The sequence below is a fragment of the Maridesulfovibrio sp. genome (assembly GCF_963677005.1).
Lineage (GTDB): Bacteria > Desulfobacterota > Desulfovibrionia > Desulfovibrionales > Desulfovibrionaceae > Maridesulfovibrio.
In genome coordinates this window covers 1,360,039-1,379,426 of sequence record NZ_OY781616.1, presented here as the reverse complement: position 1 = coordinate 1,379,426, position 19,388 = coordinate 1,360,039, and the positions used below count along the sequence as shown (strand labels likewise).

The following is a 19,388-nucleotide window of genomic DNA, read 5'->3' as shown; positions in this document are numbered from 1 at the left end:
ATGAAAGTTAATTACAGAATTTTTATACTGATGCCGGTGTTGTTGTGTGTTCTTGTCATGGGCGGCTGTCTGGGCAAGAAAACACCGCAGTCTGTTCAATATACCGAGGAAGAAGCGATTCCATACAGGATTGCCGTTCTTCCTGCTGAATACGTTGAGCATGAGAGCAATTCAACCGAGCACAAGTCCGTGCTCGTGATGGATGATGACCGGGTTTTTGTGGCGGATATTGCCCGCGCGGCCATTTCCAACCAACTCGCAGGTAAGGGATTCATGCCGATCCAGAAAGGGGTTGTGGATAACACGCTGGCAGGTCTGGGACGCGACAACGGCTGGAAAAAGCTCAGCGATGCAGAATTGTGCAAGGCCCTTCAGGCCGACGGGCTTGTCCGGTTGGATATATACAGCGCCGATATGCTCAAGGCGCTGGCGTTTGATCTTTTTCAGCTTGATGCCGAAGTGCAGATGGTGAACGCGGCCGGAACATTGGTCGGAAAATGGCGGGACAGCGCTTCAAAGCGCAGGGTTTCCGTACCGACCGGAGTCTTTTCCCTGGCCGGAACAATAGTGGAGGAAGTCTTTTCCGATCCCATCCGGCGGCAGATGCGTATGGTCGTTTACGACTGGGCCTGGAACATGGCGCAGATGCTTCCCGATTGCCCCAAGGGGCCGAAGCTTCCGGAAGTAATCGCCGTGGATACCAACGTGGATAACCGCCTTTTCGGTGTGGGGCAGCGCATCACTGTGCGCGTTGATGCCGAACCCGGACTGAGCTGTTCGTTCGATCTCGGTGAATTCAGGAAAAACATACCCCTGCCGCAGACTTCGCAGGGAGTCTATGAAGGTTTTTATGTTGTCCGTGAAGGGGATAAAGGTGCCAGTGAGCCGCTGATGGTGCATATGCGCAAGTCAAACGGAGTGGATCGTCTTTGGCTTGAATCCGGTTCATTGATTGATATAGACGGAACGCTGCCGCCCAAACCGGACGACGTTGAATACCGGGCTGATCGTGACGGAGTACATCTCCGCTGGAAGGTCCCCGGTGCAGATGATCTTGAGGAGTTCATAGTTGAGAAGTCCGCCGATCCGGTCGGAGGCTTTGAAACGGTTGTCCGTACCAGGGAGAACAGTTATCTCGACCCGGACATTATGCAGGGCGGAACAATCTATTATCGTGTCCGCAGTGTGGATAAGGCAGGAAACCTGTCCGCTCCAAATGGACTGGTCAAGGCCGTTATGCCTCAGTTCGATGAGCGGGAGCTTTTCGGGCAGCTTAGCGGGACACTTGTAAAGGGCAATTATCTGCTCTCGGTTCCGGCTGCCGTTCCGGAGGGAGCAAAGTTTACGGTCCCGTCCGGGACCAGAATCCGTTTTCTGACTGCGGCACGCATTGATGTGCATGGTGAATTCGAATCCGTCGGAGATATAAGTTCCCCAATCCGCTACAACTCCAACGGTTCTGCAGGAATTGTTGTTCATCCCGGTGGAAAGGCGCTGGTAAGTCAGTCCGAATTCAGCTGTTTTCGTGATGCTGTGGTGGATAAGGGCGGTTATTGCGAAATTCGTTCTTCCGTTTTTGCCGGTGGAAAAACCGCTGTTTCAGTGGACGAAAGCGGAAATTATGATTTCAAGGGGTTGCATATAAGCGGTGTTGAAACCGGAATTGCCATAAGCGCCGGTAACGGTTCGGTTGTACGCAGCAGCATCAGCAATTGTACTGTCGGGGTTGATTTTGCCGGAGGCGATACCTCGATCAGTGACTGCAATATATTCGACAATAAAATAAATATAAGGGCCGCAAGCCGTCTGGCTGTCGCCGGTAATTATCTGGGAACCTCTTCTGCGGAAAATCTGCTTGTGGAAGGGGATGTGCTGGTTAAAAGCATACTGGATGCTCCGTACCCGCACGGGCGCATGATAGTTCTTGTTGATGACCGGCCGGTTACCCCGGAAGTGCTTGAAAAGCAGTTCTCTGATTTGAAAAAGCAGGGGATTGCAGCGTTTCACAGTCAGCATTACGGTGATGCCTACCAGGCCTTGAACAAGGCTGTTAAAATCAAGGATGACCGGGATATCTATCTGTACCTGGCCTATACGCTACTGGCTCTGAGCGATGATCTTGCTCTTGCGGAAGTGCTTGATGAGGGAATTTCCAAATTTCCCTATGATGTTAGGCTTCATCAGCTTTATGTCCGCTATCTGCTTAACAAGGGAGATTTCAGGCAGGCCCGGCAGGTATTGGAAAAGGCTTTGCTGCTGAGCCCTGCGGACAGCAATCTGCTGTACATGAAAGACTATCTTGATCAGTTGGCGCCCCGGCCGGAAGAGGGCTCCCCCAAGTCTCCGGCAGGAGCACCGGTCCAGAATGATTCCGGGAAGCAGTAAAATGACCTTTCCCTCCACCGGGTGGAAGATTAAGGTTGTCCGTGATCGAAGGAATAAATATGGTATGGAGTTAGTTTTATGAAGTCCGTATTCTTTAAGATTTTCATCTTATTCATTCTGCTGGGGGCCGTTTCCGTTCAGGACGTTTCGGCACGCACTTATTCTCAGGTTGAAATCGAGGATCAGGCACAGGCGCAGTGGCACATCAACTACGCAAGTTATCTGATAGACATAGGTAAATATTTTGAAGCGCTGGAACAGTATGATACCGCGATAGACTTCTCGCCGGTAGCCAAGACCAGAGTGAATGCAATGTTCGGCAAGGCCATGGTGCTTTCAACTTTTCTGGACGCGCCGGAAAAGGCTGCGGATATTTACCGGATGGTCGGGCGCAATTACCCGGACTATTCCGAAACAGCCCTGTATCGGCTGGGGTTTCTCTATTATCAGATGAATCTGTATGATAAATCCCGTTCGGTCTTTAAACAGTATCTGAAATATTTCCCGGACGGCAAATTCCGGTATCAGGTGGAAGCCGTTGTTTCGACAATGGAAGTGAAGAAAAAACCGGAAGAAAAGCCTGAAGTAAAGGTCCCTGTCGGCAAGGAGCCCGAACTCCGGGTCTGCCTGAGCCGCAGTGTAACTTCCATGGTGGTAACCGCCGGGGGAAAGGAAGACAGCATCTGCACCGATGCCATGGGCTGCGGAAAGAAATACACGGTCGGACTGAAGGGAGACAAGCTTGTTCTGGACGGCAAAACCGTGTCTGCGAAGCGGATTAAATTCACCTCCAAGACTCCGCTCAAGGTGGCTTACGGTTCGGAGAAAAAACGGGTGCGCGGTGTTGTGGATGTCAGCATCCGCAAGGGTAAACTCCTTATCCTCAACCTTGTCGATATCGAGGATTATCTTAAATCCGTAGTACCGGCGGAATCCTACGCGTCATGGCCTGCCGAAGCTCTTAAGGCTCAGGCGATTGCAGCGCGTACCTACGCCTACTACCAGAAGCTGCACCGTACTCACCTTTTTTATGATGTCTACGCTGACACCTACGATCAGATGTATGGGGGAGTTGATCGTGAGGACAAAAGGACCGATGCAGCGGTAAAACAGACACGCGGAAAGGTGCTGGTGTACAAGAAGAAGCCTATTCTTTCTCAGTACACAGCGAACAGCGGCGGGTATACCGCCGATGCAAAGGCTATTTTCGGTACCGGCAAGGATTACCTTGTTGCCCACAAGGACCCGGCCAGCCTCAAGGGAAAGATGGCGACATGGACCAGAAAATTCAAAGTGGCGACCATAGAAAGTAAACTCAAGAAAATCGGCATTTCAGTGCCGGGCATTAAGTCAATAGAACCGCTGGAAAAGGGACCGTCCGGGCGTATTACCAAAGTCCGTATCAAGTACAGCGGCGGACATCGCGACCTGAGAACGAGGACCACGCTCGGCAGTTCGAGGGTGTTGAGCCTGCCGGATATCCTGCTGCGGATTGATCGGGAAGGCGGTTATTACGTATTCAAGGGTAACGGATGGGGCCACGGGGTCGGCTATTCACAGTGGGGTTCTGCGGAACTGGGGAAAACAAAGAAATACGATACCATTCTCAACTTCTACTATCCCGGAAGCTCCATTGATCAGTTGTGGTAGAGAGTGCGGTTCAAGGTAACGCAATGAACAGAATTGAAAGAATTGTCTGGGTGGTCTGTGTTGTTGTCACCCTGGGGATATTGTTTACTCTGATTGAGTGCCGGGCTGCGGAGCCCGGTACTGCCGGAGCAATTGAGTCCGAACTGGCCTGCGGGCGCAGGGGGCAGGAACTTATCGACATCAAGGAGTACAGTCAGGCTGTACAGGTGTTGGAAGACTGCCTGAGAGATCACCCTGATTCGGACTGGCTCTGGAGTATGCTCGGCAGGGCCTATTACAAGATGGGGGATCTTGAAAAAGCCGAGGCCCAGTTCCGTAAGGCACTTGAAATAAACAAGAACAACCCTGTCGCCAAGCGGCTTATCGTGGAAATGCGCAAAACTCAGGATCTGCTTAAGGACAGGGATATTTCCGAGTGGATCAATATTGCGCAGGAGCGTGTTGCCGATCTGGTCACTCTTGTGGTCGGGGTCTGGCTCGGAACTCTACTTTCAGGTATATCGGGCAGATTTTATTCGCATTTTGTCAGGACAAATTTTCGCAAGGCTCTGGCTAGGCGCGATTATGATTACGCTGCCGACCTGCTGGAAGACCTGCATGTAAAACGGGAGAAGGCGCAGTTGAGAATGCGGTTGCGCGAGCTTCTGCATGACATGGGGCTTGAAGAGTCCAAAAAGATGATCATCGAATATGTGGATGATCAGGATGTTGAGAACAAGCTCCTGCGTTTCCTGGAAAAAGTTGAAAAAAGAATGCGAGAGAGCTGACGGCCCCGGTAATTTCCAAACGTACAGAGGAATAAGTTCATAATTGCTGTTTATTAAATTGCAGGTTTCTGATCAGCCCAGCCCGGTGATGAAACGTATTGCTTCTTCCTTAACTCTGTCTAGGTTTTCGGTTATGGGGTGGTGGGTTGCGATGTGACCTATCACGTGGCCTACTGTTGCAAGCAGTCTCTGTACCTCGTTTTCGCGCACCGGGCCGTGCATGGCTTGGATGAAGTCGCCCCTGCTGCTTACCTCGAACCCCTGTGGGACAAGTGCTGTCCTCAGGAAGACTATGCGGGCCATGCGTTCCTCCGGTGTCCCGCTCCCTCCCTTGAACCGGAAGTGAATGTGGTTGCGGCTGCTTTCCTGATCGCTGACCGCGTCAACTTCAATCAGGTCTTTTTCTGATTTCAGAGTTACGTTCATATACGTTTTGGAGAGGATAGCGTATCCTTCCATGGCATTCTGATCTGTCCATCCCGGCCTGTCTGCACCAAGGCCGAACCAGAGCGCCCACATGGGAGCGGACTCGATATCATCCGGGGAGATATCCAGTTTCCCGGCAGCCGTTGTGAAAAGGGCGTCCGCAAGGTTAAGAACCGTAAGCGATATGGGTTGACGGGCCTTGAGATGCTTTGCTCCGTCCAGCCCCAGTCCCTTTTTGCTGACCAGTGAAAACATTTCCTCTATTCCTTTTTCATTGGCAAAGCGAACCAGATCGTAAATGGACCGGCTTTTTTCCGGTAGAAACATTTCCGTGTTGCGTGGGGAGATATTGAGGCCGGCTATGAACGGCAGTGCCCGTTTGATGCGATTCTGTTCCTTGATTTCCACCGGAGGATGAATAAATGCCGAGGTGATCATAACCCGGTTGCGGGTGTCCAGAATCCATCCGCATTGCAGCGGGGCCTTGAAAATTTCTTCTGCCTGCCTGCCGAGTGCCGCGATTGTCTTGATCGAATGAGAAGACAGCGGTGACGGGTCGGGCTTCTGCAGAATTCTTTGTTTCTCTCTACGTGAGAGGAGGATTTCTCCTTTTATTTTCGAGCAGATGATTGCCGAGCAGCCTGTTTCTTTGTCCTTGGGAGGCAGTTCGGTGTCGGTTGTATATGCGGTTGAAATAGTACCATCGAAGTTACCCCCTCGCGTCGGCTGGATAAGCACGGCCACAGGAGATTCCCGGTCAGAGTATCCTGTTTCGATACGGGCTTTCAAGGAAGCTGGGGTAAATTTGCATAACGCCGCTTTTTTCCATTCCTCAACTATGTCCTGAGCCTGCACCTGGCTTATCGTGCACCTGTTTTCAGGGAGAGGGTGGGTGCTGTCTTCGGGCGTAACACCGGCCGAGAGGGTCAGTGTCCCACTGCCGCGCGAAGCTTCAAGTGCGGCTATTTCGACTTCGTTGGCAATTACCGGGGGCATTATCCCCTTCATGAAGACGTCAATTATGCGTTCGGATGCTGATTTCAGGCATGGCATTTCCGTACTGTCCACCGAAGTCAGTATCTCGTCGATGGCTATTCGCAGGTTGTTTGCCTCAATGAAATAGTTGTAAATGTCGGTACCGAGCACCATTCCGTCCAAGACAGGGACATGCTGCTCTTTCAGTCTGGCAAGGTTTACGGCGAAAGCTCCGGATTTCGCTTCATAATCCGGGGCATCTTCCAGCGCGAAAGTAAAAGGCTTCGAAATTTCCGGGTCAGGGACGGTTACGGACATTCTCAGGTAGAAGTTGATCTTGTTGTAGTAGTCCATGATATCCATGAACTTGACCGGGTTCATTTCCTGAAGCTGTTCAAGCATTGCCCTTGCCTTAAGTCCCAGATCAGCGGAAATCTGTTCCACATGAGTCCAGTCGGTGCGGATTTGCCCGAATCCTATATTTTCAATCTCCGCGATGATGCCGAGACACTCTTCCTCAAGTTCCATAAGTTTTTTGAAGGAGTTGTATCTACGGCGCAACAGTCTTCCCGGAGGAAATGTTTCATAAGTCCAATGATCGAATACGTGACGGAATTTCATGATATTGTAACGATAGCATATTAAGCTGATAAGAAGGAAGAGTCCTGAACTGTGGAAATGGTCTCATCGGACGAATTTTCATCAAGCGGCAGGACGACAGTGAACATGGTTCCCGGGCCGGAATCCTCGGGAAGATCGAATTCTTTGAGAACAGATACGGGCAGGGGGCTGATTACTTCTATGGTGCCGCCATGATCCTTTATTATGCCGAATGATACCGACAGGCCAAGGCCGGTACCTTTGCCTACCGGTTTGGTTGAGAAGAAGGGGTCGAAAATGGCGTTGATATCCTTGGCGGCCACTCCGTGTCCTGTATCGGCGAAAATCGCGGTGATGGTCATGGCTACAGTATCCAGTCTGGTGGAAATATGGATGCCGCCCCTGTCCCTGATTGCTTCCATGGCATTGGAAAGCAGGTTCAGCCAGACCTGCTTGAGCTTTTCCGGGTCCCCGTGGATTATGGGAAAGCGGTCATCAAGGCTGGTGGATATATCTATCTGTTCCAGCTTGAAGGTGTGGCTGACCAGTTGGACAACTTCCATGATGGAATTGTTGAAGCACATGGTTATCTTTTCACTCTCGCTCTGGCGTGAGAATCCGAGCAGGTCGGCCACGATTTTTCTGCACACGCGGGTCTGTTTTTCAATTATACCCAGATCTTTGTAGACCTGATCATCCGGAGAAAAATCGTCCTGCAGCAGTTGGGCATAGCCCAGGATAATTCCAAGGGGGGTGTTTATTTCGTGGGCTACGCCACCTGCCAGCTTGCCCACTGATTCCATTTTCTGCGACTGTATGAGCTGGGCCTGATAGCTCTTGAGTTCGGTAATATCCCTGGCGGTGGAAAGCACCCCGATAATCCGGTTGTTTTCACCATAGACTGGAACGCGAATGGTGTGGAACCAGCGGGATGAAGTTTCAGCAGTTCCCTCTTCGCGGTTTTCCTTATTTATGGGCTGTCCTGTTGCAAGGACAAGACGGGCTTCTTCCGTTTTGAGGGCCGCTTCTTCGGGAGGGTAGAGGTCTTCATCGGTAAGGCCGATTATTTCCTCTTCAGTCCGGCCCAGATGTTCGGCAAAGGTTTTGTTTACGGCCAGGTATGTGAGCTGCGGGCTGAGCAGGGCAACAAAATCCGGTGTTACGTTTATAATTGTCCGCAGCAGTTCCTTCTGCCGAGTAAGATCGGTCTCGGTTATCTGCAGGTCTTCTATGTGGCATTCTAGCGACATAGCCATAGCGTCAAATGTTTCCGTTAGCTGGCTTATTTCATCTCCTTTGCGGAATCCGCGCATGAACCCGCCGGTTTCCGCATCAGAACTGTCAGCCTCAATCGCCGGGCCGAGGTGGGTTCTTACGATGTCCCGGGCATGCTTGCGCAGAGCGCCGAGCTGCATGGTCATACGCCTTGCGAAATGAGTGGAGACCACCACGGCGAGCAGAAGAACTGCACCGGTGAGGGCGCATATGGCGAAGACCAGACTCTGGACCACGGAATGAATCCCGGAACTGGAAAGTCCCAGCCTGACCGTACCGAGCCTTTTGTCACTTATGAATATGGGGGCCGCAAAGTCGAATATGCGTTCGGTCCCGGTATCTATTGTCACTACGTTGATTGATTCGCCGTGCTCGGGGTTGGCATCCTTGAGCTGGATGGGAAATCCATCGCTGAAGGTGTTTGCGATCACTCTGTTGCGGTTGTCCATTATGAAGGCGTAAACGATTTCATCGTCCACCTGATCCAGTTCATTTACCATGGATTCCAGCCGCAGGAGATCCATGGACAGAAGCGGGTCTTCCGCGCGCAGTGCAAGGTTCCCCGAAAGCACTTCGCCCCTTTTGCGCGACTGTTCAATGAGTGCATCCGAAGCCATGCGGATAACGAAAATGGTTATGATAAGCGATGTGAACCCTACTATAAGAGTCAGGCCGATATTTATTTTCGTGCGGAAACGCAGCCTGTTGAGCAGATTAGTCATTCTGCCCTCCCTGCCAGCCATAAAGGTTGCGGAGACCCAGTTCCCGAATGAGACTCCTCACAGAGTCGTAGTCGCTGTCTTTGGCCGGGATTATTCCGCGCATTCCGGCCTGCCGCAGAATCCCGGCCTGAACCGGGTGATCCATTGACAGATTGAACATGGCTTTGGAAATCTTGCGTATCACCTCTTTGTCCAGTCCGCGTCTGGCGGCGTAGACCCAGCCCGGGTAGGATTTTGTCTCGGCCACTATCCTGATCTTGTCGACATTGATTTTATCGCGGACAACATCAAGGGTTCCTTCGCGGATGGAACCGAAATCGTATTTACCGGCATAAACAGCCAGGGCCACCTTTTCCTGTTTGCCTCCGGGGCCGGGGGCAAAAGAAATATCCTTGAAATCCGTGGCATTGATTCCGTTGTCGATAAAAAGACCCAGCGGATACAGGTATCCTCCGGCTGAAAGCTGATCAACGGCAATCCAGCTTTTGCCTATGCAATCCTTCAGTTTGTGGATGTAGCGGTTGTCCCTGCGGGTTATTATCTGTCCCTTGAATGTAGGACTGCCGGAAGGCTCGATTATACGTGCAAAGGCCCGGGCTCCGCTCTGGGCTATCCGGGTGTAGGTCACCGGGTTGGAAAAGGATATGTCTATCTCTCCGCTTTCTACCATGCGCCGGTGTTCCTCGAAAGTATCTGGAAAGACCTGACGGATGGAAAGTCCGGTTGTTTTGGATAGATATTCGATAAGCCTGTTGTGACGCAGGTACGAAATCCTGTGCGAATATTGCGGAAGATATGCGTAAGTTATGGCCGGTTCCGGTTCCGGAACGCGTATCTCAACACGTTTGGACATGTCCACACGCACAACTTCTTCTTCCGGCGGAGGACCGAAAAAATAGAGGGCGATACCCAGTAACAGCAGGACCGCCGGAATTATGAATTTGAGCTTCTGCATGGTTTCCCCGCCGAGAGCGGAAAGGTCGCCGTGCAGCTCGCCACGGTCCGGACCTGAATCAGATCCTGCCGTGGACCGGAGTTTCTTCTGTTCCTGCAACTTCATCATCTGCGTTACCTTGCGGGGCAAGTTCGCTCCAGGAAGTCAGTTCACCGGCCTTTTCGGCATCTTCCGCTCTCATTCCATCAATTTTTTTGAGCACAGGTATGAAATGCCTGATCTTAGAGAAGGTGAATCGTACAATAATATAAGAGGAAATGAAAACAAAAGGATAGCTGAGTGAAAAATCCGTGAAAGGCACAGTGTGAATGGTTATGCCAGCAAAACGCTCCTGCAGCCAGCCCATGGCAAAGGGAACCGGCCACAGCGAGACAGCAAACAGCGCCGCCTGGGAAAAGAAGACCTTGCCGAAATATTCGTTGGCCCAGGTGTTGGCGGATTTGAAGGTTTCCTTTTCCTTGTGCCGGACCGCTTCGACAGAAATATTGTGCATGCGGGTCATTTTGCAGTTGAGATCGGTGTAGTAATCCCGGTTCCAGATATAGACAAGAGTCATGCTCAGTTCGCCGCCAAGTGTGCACCACAGTGCCAGAACTGCAGATCCGAGCCAGAAAGCGGCCACCGCAGGCAACCCCGTGCGGTAAGGCCCTATGAGCAGGGCGTCAACAATCGGGTAAATTGATTCCAGCATTTTATGACTCCGGTAATGTTTGGTCCATGGGCTCTTTCAATTTCCGCCCGTTAAGCCGATCTCGGTGCGGCCTTCCTGATAAATCAGTATCTGCCGCGTTTGTAAATTCCGTCTTTGAAAGTTCAAATGGACGTATCCGTACGTCCTTTCGGGTGCCCGGAACCTTCCTGAGTGGAGTGCGCGGAAGGCCCCGGGACTTTGTAGTGTAATTCCTTCCGCACCGTTGTGGGTCCGGTGCGGAAGGCGTGCGTCGGTTTAGAACGGAGGCAGCAGGCTGTATCCCAGGAATCCCTTGGAGGAGTAACGGATACCTACGTACAGAGCCAGTATTACGAACAGGCGTTTCAGCCAGATGTCCGGGATGTACTTGGAAGTACGGGGTCCGATGAAGGAGCCTACGAGGATACCCAGAAGTTCAATGCCGATCAGGGGCCAGAAAACCGGGGTATCTTTGACTACCATGTAAGTGAAAATGGAGGTGGTCATACCTACCAGAACAGCCAGAGCGGAGGTACCTGCAACGAGGTACATGGGCAGGCCTGCAACACTGGTGAGGAAGGGAACGAGCAGGAAGCCGCCGCCAACACCCAGGAAGGAAGCCAGAGCTGCGATGATGAAACCGCCGACTACCGGAATCAGGGGGTTGAAGGAGAATTCAACGCCGTAGAAGGTGAAAACGCATTTGGACATGGAAAAGCTGATAACTTTTACGCCCATGGCTGCGGTGTCTACCTTTCCGCCTTCTTTTTCTGTTTTGATGGAAGCTTCGAAAGCCTTTGCAGCTTCTTTGGCCTGTTTCTTACCGGCCTGTCCTTTGGGAGTGGTTTCATAGAACAGGTAGCAGCCGAGGCCGAGGACAAAGAGGCCGAAGAAACCGATGTAGGACTTCAGCGAGATTTTTCCGGCGGTGAGCCAGGGAACGAGATATGAACCGGCAATGGAGCCTGCTGCCAGGGAAAGAGCAAGGGGGAGAACCAGGCGGCCCATCTTATAATAGTTGAAGGAGGACATGGCTGCGGAGGTACCGACAAGCCACTGGTTGGATACGCGGATGGAGTCCGTTACCAGCTTGTTCATGACCGGAGAGGTCTTTTTGAAGCTGGAAGCGTAGTTACCGAAACCATAGATGGTAATGTGACCGACACCGGCCATGATTCCGCCGAAAGCTCCGACAGTGGAGAAGATCCAGCCTACCCAGAGGGCCCAGAAAAAGCCGACAACGAGGTTGACGTTGGGAGCGCCGTTGATTCCCAGAAAACCGGTGGCGAGATCAGTGTTGATCTGGCCTGCATCAGGGCCTTTGGGGGTTGAACTGATTGCGTCAGACAGTCTGTCGGCAAAAGCGGGTTGGAAGAACACCGCCACAGCCAGCGCCGCGAGAGCCAGAATCAAAAGGCTTTTGCGTGATTTGAACATTGAGTTACTCCTTGAAGCGAAAGTCAGTTTTGCCGAACCCATCACCTGCTTCCCCTGGCTGTTGCAGCCGCCTGACCCAATCAGGCCGGATCCGGATTCAGCGTCATCATTCATATTTCACGGATTTGCGCTTCTATTTGCGCAAATCCGTTAATTGCGTCGGTTGCTTATTTTTCTTTCTTGAAGATGATCAGCGGACAGTTCTTGCAGACATCCTGACCGGGGAAACCGTCACCGGGCTTGGTGATGGAGGAGCTGGCCAGTTCGATGCGGTCAACAAGTCTCTGAACAACGGCCTTGAACTTTTTGCCGGGGATCATGACGTTGATTTCGCCGCGTTCGGTCTTGCCTGCGTTATAGCTGCCGGAGCAGGCCGGAACCATGTTGAATTCCTGATTCAGGTACGAGAATACGTTTCCTGCACATGCCGAGGAGTTCATGGTGATGTTGGAGCGCAGAGGATGCGTGTCTGTTGCTGCTGCGTAGTCTACTGCCAGGTGGTATGCCTGCATGTTGTCACAGTAGAAGTGTACAGTGTCGGGCTCGAAAATGCCGTCAATGGAACCGAGCGGAGCAACTGCGATGCCTATGAGTCCTTCCGGCAGGCGGGGCTTGCTGAGAACAAATTTCTTGGCCTGTTCCATATCCTTTACATATTTCATATGTCCCTTGATCTCGCCTTCATCAAGTTCCTTCCATGCAAAAGCGTATTTCGCATTGCCGCAACCCAGCCCGTCAACATCAGCGTAAACTGTCTGACCTTTCATGCGTGCTGCAATTTCCCACTGACAGAAGGTCATAGCCTTAACCGGTACGTGGTATTCTGCTTTTTCCTTGAATTCGTCGACTTCGGCCTGATCATAGAAATATTTCACTGCCACGGGATAGTGGTACAGTCTCATTTCCTTCATCAGCAGTTCCTGCATCTCCTTGTAGGTCATCGTGTCCTCCTCGCTTTCCGGGTTAATGATATTTTTGTCACAACCGGGTTTTCCCGGTTAATTTTTAAAGTAACACTTAATTAGAGTGAGGGGGATAATTAAACAATGAAATTTGAGATAAAGAAAAAAATAACTTTTTCACAATTTAAGTTTGTTTAACGAGAGCTATTTTCTGCAAATATTGTGAAATAAATAACAATAATTTTTAAATAAAGAAAAAATTTAACTAGTTAGAAGATATTATTTGATTAAGTAGGAACTGAATTTATTTATTTTAGTTTTAAAATAATGTTACAAGTTTGTGATTGTTTTCTTTTTCACTTATATCAAGTTATATATTCGTAACCAGAAATTTACTTTTGGTCGCATACAGGAGTAATGTCTTGCCTGCTACATATATATACATCAAGTGCAGTTTCAAATTCGGGAGAAACCATGAGCAAGTACAGAATACACCCCATAGTCATGGGGACCAAACGTTTTGACAAGGGCATGATGACTTACCAGCACGGCTACGGAGAGCCTTATATTATCCCAATATACTGCTGGTATCTGGAGGGCGGAGACAAGAACATAATAGTCGATACCGGAGAGATGCAGCCCATCATTTCAGCTGACAGGGAAGCTGATCTCGGCGGTAAGATATATACTTTTGAGGAAGGACTCGGCAGATACGGGCTCAAACCGGAAGACATAGATATTGTTATTCATACCCACCTTCATAACGATCATTGTGAAAACGATTACAAGTGTTCCAATGCCAGATTTTACGTGCATCGCAAGGAACTGGAACATGTCCACAATCCTCATCCTCTGGATTTCCGTTACCTTGAGGACTATGTGGAGGATGTGGAAGAAGCCGGTCAACTGGAGGTGCTGGATGGTGATTTCGAAGTCGTTCCCGGCATACGCATGATGCATACGCCTGTGCATACCGAAGGCGGTATGACTGTGCTGGTGGATACTGAAGGCGGGCTTGCGGCTATTACCGGATTTTGCGTGATTATGGAAAATTTCAACCCGCCGCCGGAAATTACCGGTATGGAGATGGAGGTTATTCCTCCGGGCACACCTGTCAATACTTATGAAGCATACGATATTATGCTCAAGGTGCGGGATATGGCTGATATCCTGATTCCTTTGCATGAGCCGTCCTTTGCAAAGGTTGATGTCGTTGAAGGGACATAGAAATGATGGTGTCGCCTGTTTCAAAATTTAATTATATGACTTAAATTTTCGTGAAATATAGTTTCTGATGCTTTGTTGCAGTAAAAATGTTTTCAGCAGGCGGCATTATTTCGCGTAAAATAAATTTGCCGATAGGTCGTTGCGCAATATTTTAAGTTGAACTGGTAATTTGCGGTAAAATAATATAGGTAGGGCGGACTTAAATGGATTATAGATTCCGTAGATCAGACCGAGGGGTATCGCTGCAGTAAATATTTATATTTACACTGCTTCCGTTAAAAACGGTGCAGTGGGCGGGCTGAAGCGTTAATGGGTCCTGACTGCGGTTTTTATAGCAGTGTGTGGGTTCGGAAACGCTTTGCTTTTCCGCTGTGTGTTGGTTCTTTTTTATCGGAGGTGTTTAGGTGAACTCTCTTGTCATCGCCGGGCTTTGTTTTGTGGGCTACATCATTGCCTACAATACTTATGGGAAATTCCTGGCAAAAAAAATTTTTCAGGTAGATGAACAAAAAGTCTGTCCCAGTTGTGAATTTGAGGACGGAAAGGATTTTGTCCCCACAAAGAAGGAAGTCCTTTTCGGCCATCATTTTACTTCCATAGCCGGGCTTGGACCTATTGTCGGTCCTGCAATTGCCATTATCTGGGGATGGGTTCCTGCCGTTATCTGGGTCTTTTTCGGCGCGATTTTCATGGGTGCTGTGCATGATTTCGGTTCTCTCGTCGTCAGCTTGCGCAATCAGGGGCGGTCCGTAGGGGACCTGGCAGCCGGCCTTATAAACCACCGTGTCCGCACTCTGTTCCTGATAATAATCTTTTTTGAACTGCTGATAGTAATAGCCGTATTCGCGCTTATTATCGCCATTCTCTTCAACATGTATCCGGCTGCGGTAATACCGGTTTGGAGCGAGGTTCCCATTGCCATTGCTCTCGGGTGGATAATGTATACCAAGAAGGCCGACCATACTGTGTGGAGTATTGTGGCGCTTCTGTTAATGTATGCATTTGTTGTCGTGGGTGTTTATGTTCCGGTTAAAATGCCCACAATCATGGGAATGAACCCGATTGTAGTCTGGACCGTGATCATGCTGATCTATGCCTTCATCGCGTCCGTTCTGCCGGTCACTACACTGCTTCAGCCGCGAGATTATATCAACGGCCACCAGCTTCTGGTTGCTTTGGTTCTGCTCGTGGTCGGTGCGGTTGTGGCTCATCCTGTCTTTGTGGCACCGACCATTGATCTTGCTCCTAAGGGGGCTCCGCCGATGTTGCCGTTCCTTTTTGTTATCGTTGCCTGCGGGGCGATCAGCGGATTTCATTCCCTGGTCAGTAGCGGGACTTCCGCCAAGCAGTGTGAAACCGAGCGCGACTCACGCATGATCGGTTATGGTTCCATGCTGATGGAAGCCGCTCTGTCCGTGCTGGTAATCGTTGCTGTCGGTGCCGGAATCGGCATGGGCAAGCACACCCCGGACGGACAGCTGCTTACCGGAACAGTTGCATTCACCACCCATTACGCATCCTGGGCATCTGCCGCAGGTCTGGGGGCAAAGCTGAGTGCTTTTGTCGAAGGCTCCGCCAACCTCATGGCCAGCTACGGCATTCCCGTCAATATTGCTCTGGCTGTCATGGGAGTCTTTCTAGTCAGCTTTGCGGCAACCACTCTTGACAGTGCAACCCGTATTCAGCGGTATGTAGTCAGCGAACTGGCCCAGGCGTACAAGGTGCCTTCGCTGGCCGGTGCTATTCCTGCTACCCTGATATCTGTGGGAACTGCGGCCATACTCTGCTTTAACGGCGGATTCTCAGTGGGCGCATTGAAGAAAGGAGCACTTGCTCTCTGGCCGCTGTTCGGTACTGTGAACCAGCTTCTGGCCGCACTTGCTCTGCTCATCATTACTGTTTATCTCGCTCGCAAACGGGTTAAGGTTATTTATACCGCCATTCCCATGCTTTTCATGGTTGCCATGACCGGATGGGCGATGGTTTTCAACCTCCAGAAATTCTATGCGGGCGAAAAGTGGCTGCTGTTTGTTGTGGGGCTGATTGTTTTTGTTCTTGAAATATGGATGATTGCCGAGACCTATCTCGTAATGAAGAAGGTTTACGGGTGCGATAATCCTGTAACGGCAACTGAAAATGCCTAACAAAACCGAAATATGACGTAAGAATCCCCCGGCAGCGTTGGCTGTCGGGGGATTACTTTTGGTGCTCTTCTAAGCATGAAATTGTTTCATCGAATGTTATGTCAGATAGCGCAGCAGCCACAGGACGAGCATGGCGTATATTCCGGCAAACAGGTCATCTACCATAACTCCGTAACCGTCCTTGAGCCATTTCTCCGAGGCGCGAACCGGCCATGGTTTGAAGATATCGAAGATCCTGAACAGCACGAACCCTGCTATTGCCTGCCAGCCGACTATTCCCGGAAAAGGCAGAAACACGACCCATTGCCCTAATAATTCGTCTATTACCACGCAACCCGGATCTTTCTTCCCCAGTTCTTTTTCAGCGGCAGTGCATGCCTGTGCACCGAAATAGAACAGCAGTCCCAGCACAATTACTCTCAGCGGAATCGGGAGGGGGAAAAAAATGAACGGAGCAACTATCAGCGCAGCTGCTGATCCCCATGTTCCGGGGGCTTTTGGCAGTAATCCGATCGGTCCCAGAGTTGCGATCTGAGTGAGATTTGGTTTTAAATTTTTCATCTCCCCATTATCCAACGATCCTTGAAAAAAGTCCATACCACACTGAAGTGGATACTCCGGTTTATTCCGGCCAGGATGGTCGTGATGCGATTAGTTCGTTCTCGGTTTCAGGGTGTAGCCGATGCTCCGGGCGATGTATTCAAGGGGTTTCACCTCGTTCGTGGCTCTTAGGATATCCATCAGTGTTTCCGCGCCGAGTTTGGCGTTGTCATCAAAGGGATTTATTTCCCTGAGAAGAGTGGAATATGGCTTGCCGATGCTCTTGGCTACTTCTTTTGCCGGCTTGTTTCCTTCGAGGACTATATCCTGAGTAACTTTTGTAATTGATAAAAGATGCATTTAAAACTCCTTCATGTAATGCGTCCTTTCAGGTGATTGTTAATCATCCTTTGAGTTACATTATTGACGGAGTCCAGTATGTTGTAAACGCCATGCTCTTTGTATTTGCAGTGCGTTTACCTGTATATGTAGGTAGGGTTTTTGAGGGTGTTGGGAGGGTTTTGCGGTTTACCCCTACTCCTGGAGAAATATGTTGTCTCTTCTGCCGTTCAGAAAATTCAGAAATTCAGATTTTGAAAGGGGCTTGCTGTAATAGAACCCCTGAATAAGGTCGCAGCCCTGACTTTTGAGCAGTTTCACCTGTTCCGCATCTTCCACCCCTTCTGCCACCACCTTAAGCCCCATATGCTTGGCCATGCTTATAATGGCGCAAACGATAGCCAGATCATTTTTATCTGTCATTATGTCGTTTACGAAGGAACGGTCTATTTTCAAGGTACTGATAGGCAGTTTTTTCAGGTAGCTCAGCGAGGAATAGCCTGTACCGAAATCGTCTATGGAGCAGGAAATACCTGATGAGCATAGAGAATCCAGTATACCGGCATTCTTTTCAACATCCTGCATCAGCAGGGATTCAGTTATTTCAAGATCAAGTTTTTCCTTGGGCAGGTGGCTCTCTTCAAGGATTGCAAAAATATTTTCAGCAAAGGCAGGAGTGTCCAGCTCCTTGGCAGAGACGTTCGCGGAAACAACAAGGTCCGTGTATCCGGCTTCTTCCCAGACAGTCATATCCTTTACGGCCTGCCTTATTATCAGGGTGTCAACTTCATGGATAAGGTTCAGTTCTTCGGCAATAGGTATGAATTCAGATGGTGGAATAATGCTGCCATCAGGCCTGACCCATCTGGCAAGTGCCTCCATTCCCATGACCTTTCCTGTGCTTGTGCTCACTTTGGCCTGATAGAAGGGAACGAATTCTCCGTTTACTATCCCTTTTCTGATTGCAGACTCCATATCTATCTTATGCTGGGCCTGCGTCTTCATCTGTGAGGTATAGAATCTGAAATTGTCGAGGTAACTGCTTTTTACCTGATGCATTGCCGTATCCGCGTGCAGCACCAATTGTTCGGGGCTTGTTGTGTCTTCAGGATAAGTGGCAATTCCGATGCTGGCGTTGATGAATATTTCGTGTCCTTCAATGTGAAACGGACTGGAGAGCTGTTCACCTATTTTCTGGGCGAACGAAATGATATTATTGATTTTCTTATATCCGACCAGAGCGACTGCGAATTCATCACTTCCGAGTCTGGCCAGCGAGTCCTGCTCTCCGAGCATGGGCTTTATGCGTCCGGCCAGTTGTTTCAGGAGCTCGTCACCGACTGTGTATCCAAGCGAGTCATTGACTTTTTTAAAGTCGTCAAGGTCCATGTAAAGCAGAGCTATTTTGACTCCTGTTTTTGCCGATTTTTCAATCTCGCGTCTCAGTCTGTCACTGAAGAGCTTACGGTTTGGAAGGTTGGTCAGCGCATCGTGATAGGAATAGAAGTGTATTTTTTCTTCTTTGCGTTTGAGTTCGCTGATGTCGTTGTTTACACCCACGTAATGAGTGATGTTCCCCTTCTGGTCATATATGGCGCTTATGTTCAGGCGTTGCGGGTAGATTTCTCCGCTTTTACGTCTGTTCCATAGTTCTCCTTCCCAGAATCCCTTACTGGCCAGACTTGCCCACATCTCTTTGTAGAACTCAGCATTATGGTAGTTCGATTTAAGAAAGCGCGGGTTTTCTCCCCGTATTTCATCAAGCGTATAGCCTGTGATCTCGGTAAAGGCGGGGTTGATCTGCAGAGCTTTACCATCCTTGTCGGTAATTATGATTCCATCAAGGGTGTTTTTGAAAACATGACGCATGAATTGAAGGTTTTCATTTGCGTCCCGGAGAATTTCAGCCTGTTCCTTGAATTCCTGTGTCAGCGCATGGTGAGTATCAATGAGTTCCTGTTCCCGCGATTTCAATTGCGAAATATCGGCGGTAAGCACGCCAATGCCCAGCAGGCTTCCGGATTTGTCTCTGATTGGAAATTTGTATGACTTAAGGATAACTGTTTTCCCGCAGGGGATGGTCAGTTCAAATTCCAGCGACAGGTGTTCACCTGCTGCCAGGGTGCAGGCCTTGCGGTCTGTGGAGGCAATTTCAGACAACTGTTTTTCAGACGCTATTCCTGTGAGTATGTCTGCATCTGTTTTTCCCGTGATATCGGAGTCACGGTCCATATCAAGCAGGTCAAAGAATGGTTTGTTTGTATATATGAAGCGGAATAGGGGGTCTTTGATGATTGCAATATGGCTGGCATTGTCCAGGAATCTGGCCAGAATGGCGGAGTGTTCGTCTGTCATATGATTCAATCCGGTCTTT

General features: G+C 49.9%; 14 protein-coding genes. 5 read left to right on the top strand and 9 right to left on the bottom strand.

Annotated features, from left to right (window positions below; genetic code table 11):
* From ACKU4E_RS06410 to ACKU4E_RS06400, 3 genes are all read left to right on the top strand, one after another.
* Positions 1-2,385, top strand: a complete 2,385-nt coding sequence (locus tag ACKU4E_RS06410; RefSeq protein ID WP_320170249.1) for a hypothetical protein — start codon at positions 1-3, stop codon at positions 2,383-2,385.
* Between the two features lie 78 nt (positions 2,386-2,463).
* On the top strand, positions 2,464-4,035 hold the full coding sequence (locus tag ACKU4E_RS06405; protein ID WP_320170248.1) for a SpoIID/LytB domain-containing protein: 1,572 nt from the start codon (positions 2,464-2,466) through the stop codon (positions 4,033-4,035).
* 23 nt (positions 4,036-4,058) lie between these two features.
* On the top strand, positions 4,059-4,802 hold the full coding sequence (locus ACKU4E_RS06400) for a tetratricopeptide repeat protein (protein ID WP_320170247.1): 744 nt from the start codon (positions 4,059-4,061) through the stop codon (positions 4,800-4,802).
* A gap of 72 nt (positions 4,803-4,874) precedes the next feature.
* Here the strand turns inward: ACKU4E_RS06400 and ACKU4E_RS06395 are convergent, their stop codons facing one another.
* The 6 genes from ACKU4E_RS06395 to ACKU4E_RS06370 form a co-directional block, all read right to left on the bottom strand.
* Complete coding sequence (locus ACKU4E_RS06395; RefSeq protein WP_320170246.1) at positions 4,875-6,824, bottom strand: PEP/pyruvate-binding domain-containing protein; 1,950 nt, start codon at positions 6,822-6,824, stop codon at positions 4,875-4,877.
* A 20-nt stretch (positions 6,825-6,844) separates the two neighbouring features.
* Positions 6,845-8,800 carry an ATP-binding protein gene (locus tag ACKU4E_RS06390; protein WP_320170245.1) on the bottom strand — a complete coding sequence of 652 codons (1,956 nt, stop codon included), beginning with the start codon at positions 8,798-8,800 and terminating at the stop codon, positions 6,845-6,847.
* On the bottom strand, positions 8,793-9,755 hold the full coding sequence (locus ACKU4E_RS06385; RefSeq protein WP_320172621.1) for a phosphate/phosphite/phosphonate ABC transporter substrate-binding protein: 963 nt from the start codon (positions 9,753-9,755) through the stop codon (positions 8,793-8,795). The genes ACKU4E_RS06390 and ACKU4E_RS06385 overlap by 8 nt, the downstream gene beginning before the upstream one ends.
* Positions 9,756-9,813: 58 nt before the next feature.
* The gene (locus tag ACKU4E_RS06380) at positions 9,814-10,446 is read right to left on the bottom strand and encodes a hypothetical protein (protein WP_320170244.1); all 633 of its coding nucleotides are present in this window, start codon (positions 10,444-10,446) and stop codon (positions 9,814-9,816) included.
* A gap of 255 nt (positions 10,447-10,701) precedes the next feature.
* Complete coding sequence (locus ACKU4E_RS06375; RefSeq protein WP_320170243.1) at positions 10,702-11,862, bottom strand: sulfite exporter TauE/SafE family protein; 1,161 nt, start codon at positions 11,860-11,862, stop codon at positions 10,702-10,704.
* Positions 11,863-12,029: 167 nt separating this feature from the next.
* A complete protein-coding gene (locus tag ACKU4E_RS06370) occupies positions 12,030-12,803 on the bottom strand; it encodes a DUF169 domain-containing protein (protein WP_320170242.1) in 774 nt (257 codons plus the stop codon).
* A 435-nt stretch (positions 12,804-13,238) separates the two neighbouring features.
* Between ACKU4E_RS06370 and ACKU4E_RS06365 the strand changes: the two genes are divergently transcribed.
* Both ACKU4E_RS06365 and ACKU4E_RS06360 read left to right on the top strand, forming a co-directional pair.
* The gene (locus ACKU4E_RS06365; RefSeq protein ID WP_320170241.1) at positions 13,239-13,991 is read left to right on the top strand and encodes an N-acyl homoserine lactonase family protein; all 753 of its coding nucleotides are present in this window, start codon (positions 13,239-13,241) and stop codon (positions 13,989-13,991) included.
* Positions 13,992-14,395: 404 nt separating this feature from the next.
* Complete coding sequence (locus ACKU4E_RS06360; protein WP_320170240.1) at positions 14,396-16,135, top strand: carbon starvation protein A; 1,740 nt, start codon at positions 14,396-14,398, stop codon at positions 16,133-16,135.
* A gap of 96 nt (positions 16,136-16,231) precedes the next feature.
* Here ACKU4E_RS06360 and ACKU4E_RS06355 read toward each other — a convergent pair whose 3' ends face one another.
* The 3 genes from ACKU4E_RS06355 to ACKU4E_RS06345 form a co-directional block, all read right to left on the bottom strand.
* Complete coding sequence (locus ACKU4E_RS06355; RefSeq protein WP_320170239.1) at positions 16,232-16,696, bottom strand: phosphatidylglycerophosphatase A; 465 nt, start codon at positions 16,694-16,696, stop codon at positions 16,232-16,234.
* Between the two features lie 90 nt (positions 16,697-16,786).
* Positions 16,787-17,035 carry a phage regulatory CII family protein gene (locus ACKU4E_RS06350; protein WP_320170238.1) on the bottom strand — a complete coding sequence of 83 codons (249 nt, stop codon included), beginning with the start codon at positions 17,033-17,035 and terminating at the stop codon, positions 16,787-16,789.
* Positions 17,036-17,209: 174 nt separating this feature from the next.
* Positions 17,210-19,369 carry an EAL domain-containing protein gene (locus ACKU4E_RS06345; RefSeq protein WP_320170237.1) on the bottom strand — a complete coding sequence of 720 codons (2,160 nt, stop codon included), beginning with the start codon at positions 19,367-19,369 and terminating at the stop codon, positions 17,210-17,212.
* Positions 19,370-19,388 lie beyond the last annotated feature (19 nt).

Excerpts from the sequence above, each read along its gene's own strand:
- ACKU4E_RS06400 (WP_320170247.1), top strand. The coding sequence starts at position 4,059 with ATGAACAGAATTGAAAGAATTGTCTGGGTGGTCTGTGTTGTTGTCACC.
- ACKU4E_RS06390 (WP_320170245.1), bottom strand. The coding sequence starts at position 8,800 with ATGACTAATCTGCTCAACAGGCTGCGTTTCCGCACGAAAATAAATATC.
- ACKU4E_RS06365 (WP_320170241.1), top strand. The coding sequence starts at position 13,239 with ATGAGCAAGTACAGAATACACCCCATAGTCATGGGGACCAAACGTTTT.
- ACKU4E_RS06385 (WP_320172621.1), bottom strand. The coding sequence starts at position 9,755 with ATGCAGAAGCTCAAATTCATAATTCCGGCGGTCCTGCTGTTACTGGGT.
- ACKU4E_RS06395 (WP_320170246.1), bottom strand. The coding sequence starts at position 6,824 with ATGAAATTCCGTCACGTATTCGATCATTGGACTTATGAAACATTTCCT.
- ACKU4E_RS06345 (WP_320170237.1), bottom strand. The coding sequence starts at position 19,369 with ATGACAGACGAACACTCCGCCATTCTGGCCAGATTCCTGGACAATGCC.
- ACKU4E_RS06410 (WP_320170249.1), top strand. The coding sequence starts at position 1 with ATGAAAGTTAATTACAGAATTTTTATACTGATGCCGGTGTTGTTGTGT.
- ACKU4E_RS06375 (WP_320170243.1), bottom strand. The coding sequence starts at position 11,862 with ATGTTCAAATCACGCAAAAGCCTTTTGATTCTGGCTCTCGCGGCGCTG.
- ACKU4E_RS06350 (WP_320170238.1), bottom strand. The coding sequence starts at position 17,035 with ATGCATCTTTTATCAATTACAAAAGTTACTCAGGATATAGTCCTCGAA.
- ACKU4E_RS06355 (WP_320170239.1), bottom strand. The coding sequence starts at position 16,696 with ATGAAAAATTTAAAACCAAATCTCACTCAGATCGCAACTCTGGGACCG.
- ACKU4E_RS06380 (WP_320170244.1), bottom strand. The coding sequence starts at position 10,446 with ATGCTGGAATCAATTTACCCGATTGTTGACGCCCTGCTCATAGGGCCT.
- ACKU4E_RS06370 (WP_320170242.1), bottom strand. The coding sequence starts at position 12,803 with ATGACCTACAAGGAGATGCAGGAACTGCTGATGAAGGAAATGAGACTG.
- ACKU4E_RS06405 (WP_320170248.1), top strand. The coding sequence starts at position 2,464 with ATGAAGTCCGTATTCTTTAAGATTTTCATCTTATTCATTCTGCTGGGG.